We start from the raw sequence: 12,298 nt of genomic DNA, 5'->3' as shown, positions 1-12,298 counted from the left end.
CGGCTTCGCCAACTCCCACAACCCGTCCGGAACGATCCAACTCCACGTACCCCGCCCCATGCCTCGATCAACGAGCCTTCACCACATAGGACACGGTCTAAGGAGAAGCGCCGATGACCCTCCGCTCGGACGCCCAGAGAGGCGCCACCACGCATCAGCGGGACGCGGACGCGGTGGCCGTTCCTCTCGCTTCGGAAGACGACCGGGCGTCGAACACAACCGCGAGCCCCTCAGATCGCGCCGCTGAGCGTCGCGAGCGCCTCGCCACCGCCAGCACCCACGCCCGAGCGGTCCTCGACCGCCACCAGTTCGAGGACGGCCGGTGCAGCGACGGCCGCGGCCCCTGGCCGTGCAACAGTGTCGTCGATGCTGTCCAAGCCTGCGACGGTGACCGGTGACCGCCTTCACCCACGCTCGGCGTATTTCGTTCATCGGCACCAGGCGTGACCACGTCCCACCAGCCCGAGAAGCCGTCGTCCGAGTCGCCCGCTCGTGGGGGATCGACCCGACTTCGCTTGGCGACATCGCTCTGGTCGCCGACGAGCTGCTCGCGAACGCGGTCATCCACGCGCCGGGGAGACTGCTCGCCGGCATTTACCTGTCACCGGACGGGGACCGGGTGGTGATCGAGGTGTACGACCCGTCGCGCCGGATGCCCACCGGCGCCGCGAACTTCGGCAACGACGAACTGACCACCGGTCGAGGCATGCTGCTGATCGAGGGCCTGTCGGAGACCGGGGGCGCGGAACCGACGACCCATGGCAAGAAGGTTTGGGCCGAACTGGCGGTGCCCGCTGTCGCGGTACCCGAGCACCCTCGCTCGGCCCGCCGGGCGGCACTCATCGCGAGCCTCGTCCGCACCGACCGTCCCAGGCCCCGTCCCCACGCGCCCACCTGGCCACGCGCCCACGCGTACAGATGGTTCTCGCAGCACCGCTCGCCGCGCGCCTACCGACTCCGCCCGTGCTGGTCCAGGCGCACCGGCCGGGCGGTGACGGGGGCCGGTCGCTCTTTTCCCCGGGAGCGGCCAGCCCCACCCCGTCCGACTCGCGCGGAGCAGCCGTGCTCCACCCGAACTCTGCTCTACGGAAGGATGGATGGATGAGTGACTGGGAGTTCGTGAAGGACCGGACCGCCACGCAGGGCGCGGTGTGGAGGTCGGCGGACGGCCTGCTCTACAAGCGGACCGGTGGCGAGGCCCTGCGGGCGGAGGCCGAGTTCCAGCAGCTGGTCGCCGGCCTCGGCTACCCGGTGCCGGAGATCGTCGACAGCGGCTCGGAGGACGGCCGCTGTTTCGTCATCGAGCGCGCCATCGGCGACACCTCGCTGCACGAGGAGGCGCTGGCCGATGCCGGGCGGGACGGTCAGGTCGGCGGCCGGGTGATCAGTACGGCGGCTGCCGTCGCATCGAGGCTCCTGCAGGCCCAGGCGAGGCACCCTCTCCCCGCCACGCCGTGGTTCGAGAAGGCGGCCTTCGCAGCCGAGGTCTTCGAGGAGAACCCGGACTTCGACGTTCCGCGCGTCCACGAGGCGGTCCAGCACGCCCTCGACCGGCTGGCCCGGCTCCCGATGGTGCCGGGACATCTCGACTACGGCCTGCCCAACGTCTTGCCGGCCGGCGTCATCGACTGGCAGCACCACGGGCCGGTCCCGCTCGGTTACGACGTCTACCCCGCGCTCGACGTCGTGGCCTTCAAGGGCGGCGGCAAGGGCTACACGATCACCCCGGAACAGCGCGCCGCCTACACCGCGGCGCTCGACGGGACCACCGCATCCCTGATCGGGCAGCGGGTGAGCGAGCACCTGGGCGACTTCCTGCTCGTCAAGTGCTTCTTCTTCCTCGCCCTCATGCGGCCCACCGACCCCACGCGGCACGACAAGCACCTCAAGTGGCAGTACCGGCGCACCCTCTTCACGACGGGACTCGATCAGTATGAGTCGTCCCACACGATCGACACCGGCACCTTCCCCACCCTGGAACGGTTCACCGCTGAACACCGGTAGGCCTGTCCCCACCGTCCGCGACCGCGACTACCTGATGGACCACCACGGAGTCGTCTTCAAGGTCATCGGCGACAGCCACCCCGGCAGCCACTACCTCGGCTACGTCAAGTACCACCCCGACGAGAAGGGCGACCGGCGGCTGTTCGGCCGGACCTACCGGCAGAACAGCGTCGTGTCGAAGTCCTTCGGCATCCTCGCCGACAGACCGGAGTGCTACGTCTACTCCGACACCCTCGGCTGCGTCATCACCGGCATTCCGCGCGAGGACGTGGCCGTCCACTACTCCTGCCGCCGGGCCCTCGCCGCCATCCACGAGGACCCCGGCACGGTCGCCGACAACCCGGCCGGCAAGGACCTGCTGGCGATCGCCGGGTGGATCACCGCGAACGACGCCCGGGGCCTGATCGGCGTCACCGGCTCCTTCCTCGTCGGCTGCTACAACGAACGCTCCGACATCGACCTCGTCTGCTACGGACCGGAGGGCTACCAGGCCGCACAGGAGCTCTTCCAGCAGACCGACCTGATCCGGCCGTACGACGGGGACGACCTCACCCGGCTGTACATCCGCCGGGCCAAGTACATGGAAGGCAGCTCCTTCGACGCCCTCATAAAGCAGGAACGCCGCAAGCTCCAAGGGCTCACCGCGAATGCCGGCGCGCACATCAACTGCGAACCCCTCCGCTCCGACCGCGACAGGACCTTCGCCCGGATCACCTCCAAGGAGATCGGCGAGGTCTCCCTCCTCGCCAAGATCACCGACCACGCCGAGGGCCTCACCACCCCGGCCGTCTACGGGATCAAGGTCAAGACGATCCTCAGCTCGACCATCGACGAGGCCGACTCCTTCGCCCGCCGGATCACCCACATGCGCTCCTACCTCGGCGCCTACACCGGCGCCTTCAGGTCCGGCGACACCGTGCACCTGTCCGGCAAGCTCGTCCACACCCAGGACGGCGAACACAGCGGCTTCGGCATCGAACTCACCCCCTGGACCGTCAGCGGCTCCTACGTCGCCAACCTCGCCGGATAGGAGCCCCGCCTTGCCCCTGCTCGTCATCCGGCACGCCGAGTCCGTCGAGAACGCCGACAAGTACAACGGCTTCTACCAGGACCCCCGCCCCTACAGCGGAGCCGCCGCGCACGCCATCTCCCGCACCGTCGTCGGCCTGACCCCGCGCGGCTTCCGGCAGGCCCAGTGGCTGGCCGAGGTCCTCCCGCAGCTCGCGAGCTCCGACCTGCACGTCTACACCTCGACCTACCGCAGGGCGATCGACACCGCCGCGATCGCCCTGCCGACCCTCCCCGATGGTTGGCCCCAGCAGACCGCGCTCCTGGACGAGCAGCACTACGGCGACGCCACCTACATGACCAAGCGCGAGCTGTACGAGAGCTACCCCGCACTCGCCGAGGACCGCCGCCTGCGCAAGCACGTCTGGACCGCGCCGGGCGGCGGTGAGTCGCTCGCCGAGGGTGTGCTCAACCGGGCCGCCGAGTTCGCCGCCCTCGCCCAGGCCGAACTCCAGGAGGCCCGCACGGTCCTGGCCTTCACCCACCAGACCGCGGCGGTGGCCCTCCGCTCCCTGCTCGAGCTCCGCACCCTGCCCGAGATCCTCGCCGAGGAGCGGAAGGGCAAGATGCCAAACGCCGCGATCCTCCACTACGAGCTGCACGACGGCCGGTTCACCCGGACGGGAACCACCACCCCGTCGATCTAGGAGGAGCCCGTGCGCCACCTGTTCCTCAACGGGCCCGTCCAGAACGGACCCTTCACGTTCGCCACTCACCCCGGCAAGGCCGTCGGAATCCGCCTCGCCGCCGCCCTCAATGCCATCCTCGGCTTACCGCCCGCACCCCACCTGTGGAACACCGTCACCCTCGCCGGAGACCTCCGCCACCGCGAGGCCGACGGCCCGAAGATCCCCCGCCAGCGGTTCGAGGCAGACCTGATAGCCGACAAGTACCCCGCTGGACAGTTCCCGGTGGGCGGCGTCATGACCGACACAGACGCCGAGGTCGCCAGCCTCGCGCTGGAGGTGATCGAGAACAACCTCCGCGCTGGCACCCTCACCATCAGCCGCGAGACCGTCCCCACCTGCCGGGCCTGCGGCCACATGACCGGCACCGGCAACCACCCCTGCAATGCCTGCGGCAGCACCGAAACCCGGGAGCGCACCGGCCTCCACCTCGTCGCCGAACTCGCGAAGGACCGCCCCGTCCTCGACCGCTCGGACATCCACGCCAGCCACCGCCAGCAGCCCAAGCACCTACAGCGCACCGCCGGCAACGTCGCCGGGCGCCTGATCCTCTCCCGAACCCGTGACCACGGCATCGACCTCTCGCCCCTCGGCCTCAACGGCCTCGTCCTCGACCCGCGCGTCGGCATCCACGCCACCGTCCTCGCCGCAGCCCGCCGGCACGAAGCGGACACGGCCGTCATGACCATCACCGAGAACGCGGCCAACCACATAGCCGCCCATGGCCAGCACTTCCGCGAACACGGCGGCACCCGCCTTCAGTACGCCCTCCATGGCCACCTCCCCTACGACCACACGGCCAGCCTTCAGCCGCTGTACGAGGCGTACCGAGCCACCCAGACGATCACGGACGGCTTCGAGCAGTGGTTCCTCCCGTTGTTCTCTGTGAAGGCCAAGACCACGACTCGGCCGGACCAGCTGCCCGGGCTCTTCAAGCACTACATGCGCACACACTTTGCTCAGCCTGCCGAGGTCAACGCAGCCGTCTTCAAGGCTATACGCCACTCCGTCTCCGCCGGTGACACCGAATGGATCACGAACAAGCATGCGCTGGCCGCTGTGATGGCCGCCCGTATGGCAGTGCCATGCGCTGTTGTGAAGACCTGATATTGGTTCCAGCGCGCCGACTACTCTCGGATTGAATGCCGTCTGGGATCATCACTCCTCGACGGCCTGCCAGGAGGGGACCACCACGCGTAGCGCGTCTGCGGTAGGACGGTCCCCGGTACTGCTAGACATGCAACCGTGCACTCAGTTCTCTCCCTTTCACAGTTTCGGCTTCTGCATCACCTCGTGATCGCTGAGATTCCGTCCCCCGATCCGATAGCGGCTGCGGTCCGGGGGCTCGACGAGGAGAGCAACACAAGCGACGTGCAGACTCTCAGCTGGATGGGCCTGCTGGAGGTCACAGGTGAGGGTCTCGTCATCACGGCACGCGGCAAGGCGGCGTACTTCGAAGCCGAGTACGCCGCGGTTGAGGAACGCCTGGCTGAGGTGAGCGCATTCGCCGACGAGTTGCAGCGACTTACCCCCTCACTCGCTCCGGAAATGCACGCGCTCCGTCAGCTCGCAGAGGGTGCGTGGAACAGAACGGAGGCGGCAGCGTACGTGGAGCGCTGGGCGAAGGAGCGCTGAGCTGGCGCTACGGTTCCTCGTCGAGGTCCGGGAGAAGCTCGACTCGCCGACGAGGTTTGCGGGCCTTGACGGGTATCGGCAGGATACCGGCCTTCTCGAGGTCCGCCGCCGTGACCGTGGGAGCGGCGAGGATGCGGTCAAGCAGATCCTGCTGTGCGGGAGCGAGGTCAGTAAGCCGACGCAGTACGGACAGCAGTTCCATGAGCTCGCGTGACCAGTCGGCCGGCCAGGAGTCGACGTGCAGGTCGTCCAGGGGGCTCGTCTTGCGGCTGTTGGGGCTCGCCTTGCGGTAGCCGAACCACTTCTTGACGATCTGCATGCCGCCGACGTCGTAGTTCCATACCTCTGCGGGCACCGGGCTGACGTATCCGGCCCCCAGGTACAGGGTCTGGTTCATCTCGGCGTAGTGGATTTCGCTGGGCACTTCCGTGCCGATGTGCTGGTCGTAGCGGAGCCGGCGCGGATCGCCTTGCGCGAAGAGGACATCTCCTGCTGGCCGACCGTCTTCTGGATCGACGTACCGTTCCCCGTACGTCGAGGCCCACAACAAGCACTCGCCCAGCTTCACCGCCTCGCGCCACAACACGGGATCGCGAGTGAGTGGCAGCCGTACGCCGGGAGTGAGCAGTTCCTCTGTGAACCGCCCGGTGAATCCGCCGTGCCCTGCGACAGCCGTCGCGTATGCGGCCAGGTCGTGCACCGTGATGCGGTCGAGGCCGAGTTCAGTTGCCAGGTGGGCAAGCAGGCGCGGATGCACGTTGGGCGTGCCATCCGGATGGAGGATCGGCATGATCTTGCCGCCGCGGCCGTTGAAGTGGTGGGTGTCGGGGAGCAGGGCGGTGGCGACGACCGCTGGCCCAGTCTCGATCTCGTGGGAGGACTGCTGGTTCAGGAAGAGCTGTCCCGACTGTAGGGCTTCCCACAACGTGGGTCGGGCAAAGTCGATGACACGGCTGTCGGAGATTAGCCATTGCCGGTCGAAGCTGCGCATGGCGATGCGGATCAGGTTCGGCACCAGCTCTGTTTCGTCCGCAAGCCCCTGGGTGTGCTCAGGTTGTCCAGGCAGCGGGAGTCGGCTGTCGTGCAGCGAACGATCTCGTGTCTCCTTGAACAGCTTCGCCTGCTTGACCGGATCGCTCTCGTGGATCAGACGCGCCCAACGGCGCTGAAGCAGCTGCTCGCTGGGGCCGTTGACCCACGAGCGGTTGGCCGTAATGCCGAGGCTTCCCCATGGGAAAAGATCATCGAGGGCGGGGTAATCCTCCCACGCCGTCTCGGTGATCGGGCGGAAGGGACGGACGGCGGCGGAGTGCGTGTCCTGCCAGCTGTCGTCGTCCAGTTGGATCTCTTTGAGCTGGCGGTACTTGGCAACTCGCTTGCCGTGTACGGCTCGGTAGTGGATGCGGGCGGGTCGCTCGGGATCAGTGTCCTTGCTACGCACGAAAATGCAGATGGCCAGCGGCTGGGCGACACCGGGGAAGATCCGGCTGGCCACATCCGGGCGGTGACCTTCCGGGGACAGGTCGATGACCCACCCTTCGTCGCAGGTGCGCCGCAGGTAGTTGCGCATGCCGCGCCCGCCAGGCCCCGTGGTGAAGCCCGAGGGGGTGATGAAGCAGACGACCCCCTGCTGGTCCTGTGGATGGGCGTCGAATACCTTCCAGGTTGCCCAGCGCCAGAAGTAGATGTACAGGTTCTTGAGCACGTGCTCATAGCGGCCGTTTCCGGGCCACTTGAACGCCTCGATGGGGGTGACACCCTGTGCTGGGCTTCCCTTCTCGACCCAGCCGCCGCGGCCCTTGGCCTTGTCGTCGTAGGGCGGGTTGCCGATCGCTACGGTGACCGGTGTACTGGCCTTCACCTCGTTCGCCCGCCTACGCGACTCCGAGATCACGCCGTACGTCGAGGCGAGGGTTTCTTCGGCCAGATAGGGGTTGTCCAATGTGTCGGTGACGAACAGCTTCATGCCGTCAGGCGGTGCGACCGCTTGATGCCGCTTGAGCAGATCCGAAGCCCGTAGCTCGGCAACGGCGAATGGGCCCATCTGCAGCTCGAAGCCGATCAGGCGCTTCGCCAGACTGCCTATCGCATCCGGCGTCGCCCCAGGGCCAACGTTCTCCGCAGCCCAAGCGGCGACGTGCTCGATGATCGCGTGAAGGTACGTGCCCGTCCCCATCGCTGGATCGACGATGCGCACGCTGTCGTCCGCGTATCCGGCCGTGCGGCCCAAGCGGGTACGCAGCACGTCCTCAGTGAGGCGCACCATCTCCTCGACCACTTCGCGCGGGGTGTAGTACGAGCCGCTCTTCTGCCGCAGCTTCTCGTCGTACACCTCCAGGAACGACTCGTACAGATGTAGGTACGCATCCCGCCGGCCCTTGCGGATCGCCGCCCAGTCGACCGCGTCGATCACCTGGATGAGCAGATCGAGGCTGACCTCGAAGCTCACCGTAATGTTGTCGGTCAGGAGCTGAAGAGCCTTGCCCATCAAGGCATGTCCGGTATCCAGGCGGCGGCCGATCTCGTGCAGCCCCATGCCCTTCAAGGAGATGTCTTCTGTGCGTGCCAACAGCAGCGCGAAGGTCACCGTCTGGGCGTACCCGTCGGCGAAGGTCGAGTCGTCAGCTGTCGGGAAGAGCAGCCTTCGCCAGTCGTTCTTCAGCCCAGTGAACCGCAGTTCCCCAGGGCGCGCGCCCTCAGCTGCGTGCTGTCCCTCCCACTCCAATTGCTCCAGGACCGCCGCACGCAGCAGGCGGCACAGCGGCGCGGCGCGCCGGACCAGTGTGGATACGTGGCGGATCGGCTCAGGAACCCAGTGGAGGAAGGTCCGTAGAAGGGCATGGAACGCGGCGGGCTCGCGGGTGGACAACGAGCTTCCTGCGCGTCCCAGATCGCCGTCGAAGAGGACTGGAGAACCGATCAGCTCGCCGGTACGGAATAGACGCCACTCAGTGCCGTTGGTGTAGAGCACGTTCGGCAAGTCGCGTAGCCGTTCCCACTGCTTCTTGTTCCGTCCGGTGAACTTCTCTGGATCAACCGGCTGACCAGGTCGCTTAACCTCGACATAGCCGACGATTTGGCCGTGCACCTCGACTGCGTAGTCAGGGCGCACGCCCACATCACGCAGTGACGCTTCGGAGTGCCACAGCACGCCGTCCATGGCGTCGTGGCTTCCCACAGCCTCCAGGAGGCTCTGCAGAGGCGGACGAATTGACGCCTCGGGGTCGCCCGGTCCGTTCACCATGACCTTGCATGACGCACCGAAGGCCGAGATGGCATCCGCGAGCCAGCCAAGCTCCTGACTCTGCGTCACTTCCGCACCCCCGCGCTATCGATCATGACGCGAGGAGTATGCCAGAGCAGACATGAAGGTGTGCCAGTTTCTTGAACAGTCAGGCTCATCGAGTATCGCTCAAGATCGGTGACTGCTCGTCCGATAGGGTCTACGTCGCGAAGGCGACTGGTGCGACAGTGTCGAAGCGATGCCCTATCCGCCCGGTACCAGTCCGCGCAGCCAGGGGCATCGCCGAAGTCGAACCAGAGATCATCACGACTGTCTCGCTCATTCGAGAGCAAGCTGGCCCCAACGCTGGATCCGGCGCCGTGATCTTGACGGCGTGGTCGCCTGCGCGGCGCCGACGGGTTCCTGGCGGGCTGGGGGAGGCCAAAGTCCCGCCGGAGGACCGCCCGGTTGGAAGCCGGTCCGTCGGACGGAGCGGGAAGCGGCCCCCATCCCCTGTCGGAGATACAAGAGATGCACTGGTCCTCGTCGGCGGCGAGGGGGACCAAACGCGCTCGACGACGGCGCTAACGATTTGCTGTCGTCACTGGCGCCGACGCGACCAGAGCCAGGCGATCAGTGACACCGTCGCGGCGCCGATCGCCTGCTCGACCTCTTTGCTGGTTCCGGCGTTCGTAGTTCGGCGTTAAGGCGCGTCGCACGGCCGCCTGGCGTCAAGCCGGAGCGCAGTTTGCGGGCTTCGGCCAGTGAGCATGATCGAGCTTGTCCGGCGTTTCACTCGCTCCACGAGAGGTGCTGGTTGAGGTCATCACGCGGCAAAGCGGGTTCCGGGCGGACGAGCGCCCAGCGAACCGAGGATGCGCTCAGTGCTGTTCTCGCCAAGGCACCTGCCAACCAACGGCGGCTCGCAGACGGCCGTGAAACGAAGGCCGTCCTCATCGGTATGGTCCGCGAGTGGGATGAGATCCGCGGTGGTGCATTCGAGTGCAGCACTACGGGCAGTCGGTGGGCTCACATGTCCGACGACTCGTGGGTGATCGGCGACTTCCGCCCCTTGGGGCTAAGTGTGGACCTCTGCGCGATCAGCGACCACGCGGTGGCGCGGACCTTCGCCTCCGGTTACCGAGAATCCATCATCAGCAGTGGGCCACCAGTGGCTTACTGGAGTGCCGTCACCATGCTGGAGGACGTCGTACCCATCATGCTGGCGGTCCTGGATCGCGAGCTGACGGGCGCAGTTGGATGTCTCGACTGGTACCTGCGGACCCCGTGTTCGCCCAGACTGTGCCGACACCATCCGGGCAGCAATGGCCCACCCTGGTGCGGCTCGCCGAGTTGCGCAGCGGCTTCACCGGACACGCAGTGCGACTGCGTCTGCGGTGGCGTGAACCACGGCATGGGTGAAGCTGCGTTCCAGGCCGCACGCCCCGAGGCACCAGACTGGCCGTCGGCACCCGCGCCGGTGTGGCGGCCAGGCGCCGGCACCGTCGAAGTCGACCGGTGGCATGGCCGACGTGCTGGGCTTGATCCCCTCGGTCGCCACGGCGGACGGGTGCGGCCACCGTCATCGGCGTGGACGTCGGATGGGACAGAGCGCCTTGGCGCCGGGACTGGGCGGATCGTCCCGCAGAAGGGCATGCAATCGACTGGGGACGACGTAACCGATGCTGTCTGAGGGAGTGGGCCTGGCCCCCAGATGTGACGCTCAGACTGAGCGGAGGGCCTGGATCTGCGTGAGCGATGCGTGAGCGGACGGGGCAGCATGTGCCGGTTCGGGCAGGATCGTGGATCACGGCGCAACGTCCTGACCTGCGGGTTCATCACCAAGTGGCCGGTGCTGGCAGTAGCCATCATGATCACTCCCGGGCTCGTGATGCGTAGGTCGCGGGTTCGAATCCCGCAGGCGGCTCTGTAGAAGCCCCAGGACTCACTCGCCGTGACCTGGGGCTTTTGCCTATTCTCGGGGCGTGGGCAGGCGTCGTTATTGGGGTGTGGCGACCTGGATGACGGCGTGGTGGCCGTTCGTGCGCCATGCGGGTTCGCTGTGGTCGAGCCGGGCGACGGATTTGGTGTCGAGGCCGACGATCACGTCGGACTTCAGGGTTCGTAGGGCGGCGACGGGGGTCGGGAAGTGATCCGTCACGTCGGCGAAGGGGGTTGTCGGCGGGTGGAGGCGGTCGCCGACCAGGCGGCGGTAGTTGAGGTCGCCCTTGAGGATCGTCATTGCTGCGCCGGTGAATTCGGTCCGGAGGTCGGCGGGCATGTCGTGGAACGGCAGCGGGGCGCAGAAGAAGGGGTGGGTGTGGACCACGAGGGCGCCGTCGGTCATCGCTCGCCATAGCCGGCCGCCGACTTCCGCGGTGCGCAGGCGCTCGACCGAGGCGAGGACGTCGGTGGTCGTCGCGTCCGACACGTAGTACGGCTGCGGCTTCACGTGGAGGACGACCTGCGCCGCGAGGCCGCGGGTCAGGAGGTGGTCGATCAGGACGAGGTCCGGCAGCAGTTCCCGGCCGGCGTTGTCCGCGACGACGCAGATTCGCCCGCCCCTCGCACGTTCCAGTTGCGTCCAGAGTGTGGTGCTGTCGTCGGCGAGGAGGTCGGACGCGGTCTGGCCGTCGGCTTCCGCGGTGAGCTGGAAGCTGAGGTCCGCGCGGTTGCCCCAGAGGGCGGACAGCAGCAATGCCTGCGCCCGGCGTGCCTCGGGCAGGCCGTCGAGGTCGTTCAGCGCGGCGAGCTCGTCGTCCACCGCCGGTCCGGCGAGCTCGGCGTTCTTGAACGGTGCGAACGGGTCGACGCCCTGCCACGCGCCGGGCCGGAAGTAGCCGACGGCGTCGAGCAGCCGGCGGTAGAAGTAGCTCTCCGCCCACAGGAACGGTGCCTTGCCCCAGGGCCTGCCCCACAGATCCTCGCCCCACTCCAGCCACTGTGCCGAGTCCGGAGCGTCCTCGCCCAGCGGCTCCAGGACGCCGGTGGTGCTTTCCACAAGGAGGCGCTCGACCGCCGCCCGCTGGGCGGGGCCGTAGGGGAGCGCGTCGAGGACCTGTTGGACGAGCTTCGGGTGGCGCTCGTGGAACACGCTCCGGGCGAAGGAGCCGGGGGTGTCGCTGCGGATCACGGGGGCGGTCGGCACGGGAATGCTCGTTCCTGTCGTCGGGGGCGTTCGGCGGAACCGATATTGACGTTCTGTCAGTAAAGCCGAGAGTGGGAGGCGGGCCGGGCCGACCGGCGGGGGTGGGGGCGTGGGAGGTGGGCGCACGAACCGGCGTGGGGGCGCATGGGGGTGGGCGGGGTGTGCGTCGATTGGGCGGGGGGTCGGGGAGGTTGTCGGGGGGCTTCGGGAACCGCTTCCGGAAGTACCGGCAGAAGCGTTTCTGTTTCGCGCTTTTTCGTGGCGCACAACTTGACATGGCCTGGCGAAATTGGCGTTGTGACGAAGTCGGCACGGGGCTTCGGTGCAGGTCAGGAATGTTACCGACCGGTCGCGAAAGAAAGTGCTTGACTTGTCGTCAGACAGATTCCTAGGGTGAAACGAGTATGAGCCGGTGTGCTTCGGCACGCAGCGGTACGGGGGAAGATGAACGTGAATGTGGCAGTGGCTGACAATTGCGGAAGCGAAGTCTGCCATTCCACTTGTTCGACTGGTGGGCAGCAGCTGGGGCGGTGA

The 12,298-nt window shown here is 67.4% G+C and carries 9 protein-coding genes; 6 read left to right on the top strand and 3 right to left on the bottom strand.

The window, feature by feature from the left end; translation table 11 throughout:
- Positions 1–230 precede the first annotated feature (230 nt).
- On the bottom strand, positions 231–377 hold the full coding sequence (locus tag IF01_RS48230) for a hypothetical protein (RefSeq protein ID WP_157855223.1): 147 nt from the start codon (positions 375–377) through the stop codon (positions 231–233).
- A gap of 17 nt (positions 378–394) precedes the next feature.
- On the opposite strand from IF01_RS48230, the gene IF01_RS0113770 reads away from it, so the two are divergent.
- From IF01_RS0113770 to IF01_RS0113745, 6 genes are all read left to right on the top strand, one after another.
- On the top strand, positions 395–1,105 hold the full coding sequence (locus IF01_RS0113770) for an ATP-binding protein (protein WP_030393657.1): 711 nt from the start codon (positions 395–397) through the stop codon (positions 1,103–1,105).
- Positions 1,102–2,004, top strand: coding sequence for a phosphotransferase (locus IF01_RS0113765; protein WP_030393656.1), 903 nt, complete (start codon positions 1,102–1,104; stop codon positions 2,002–2,004). The genes IF01_RS0113770 and IF01_RS0113765 overlap by 4 nt, the downstream gene beginning before the upstream one ends.
- Before the next feature lie 34 nt (positions 2,005–2,038).
- Entirely contained in the window at positions 2,039–3,034 is a 996-nt protein-coding gene (locus IF01_RS0113760; RefSeq protein ID WP_030393655.1) for a nucleotidyltransferase domain-containing protein, read from the top strand.
- A gap of 10 nt (positions 3,035–3,044) precedes the next feature.
- A complete protein-coding gene (locus IF01_RS0113755) occupies positions 3,045–3,719 on the top strand; it encodes a histidine phosphatase family protein (RefSeq protein ID WP_030393654.1) in 675 nt (224 codons plus the stop codon).
- 9 nt (positions 3,720–3,728) lie between these two features.
- Positions 3,729–4,865 carry a hypothetical protein gene (locus tag IF01_RS0113750; protein WP_030393653.1) on the top strand — a complete coding sequence of 379 codons (1,137 nt, stop codon included), beginning with the start codon at positions 3,729–3,731 and terminating at the stop codon, positions 4,863–4,865.
- 186 nt (positions 4,866–5,051) lie between these two features.
- Positions 5,052–5,393, top strand: a complete 342-nt coding sequence (locus IF01_RS0113745; RefSeq protein ID WP_157855222.1) for a hypothetical protein — start codon at positions 5,052–5,054, stop codon at positions 5,391–5,393.
- Between the two features lie 7 nt (positions 5,394–5,400).
- On the opposite strand, the gene IF01_RS0113740 is transcribed toward IF01_RS0113745, so the two are convergent.
- Both IF01_RS0113740 and IF01_RS0113735 read right to left on the bottom strand, forming a co-directional pair.
- Positions 5,401–8,706 carry a type ISP restriction/modification enzyme gene (locus IF01_RS0113740; protein WP_037779742.1) on the bottom strand — a complete coding sequence of 1,102 codons (3,306 nt, stop codon included), beginning with the start codon at positions 8,704–8,706 and terminating at the stop codon, positions 5,401–5,403.
- A gap of 1,909 nt (positions 8,707–10,615) precedes the next feature.
- Entirely contained in the window at positions 10,616–11,764 is a 1,149-nt protein-coding gene (locus tag IF01_RS0113735) for a damage-control phosphatase ARMT1 family protein (RefSeq protein ID WP_244215500.1), read from the bottom strand.
- Between the last annotated feature and the right edge of the window lie 534 nt (positions 11,765–12,298).

The sequence above is a fragment of the Kitasatospora purpeofusca genome (assembly GCF_000718025.1).
Lineage (GTDB): Bacteria > Actinomycetota > Actinomycetes > Streptomycetales > Streptomycetaceae > Kitasatospora > Kitasatospora purpeofusca.
This window is presented reverse-complemented; position numbering and strand designations above follow the sequence as displayed.

Coding starts and splice junctions, on each gene's coding strand:
- IF01_RS0113765 (WP_030393656.1), top strand. CDS start 1,102: ATGAGTGACTGGGAGTTCGTGAAGGACCGGACCGCCACGCAGGGCGCG.
- IF01_RS0113760 (WP_030393655.1), top strand. CDS start 2,039: ATGGACCACCACGGAGTCGTCTTCAAGGTCATCGGCGACAGCCACCCC.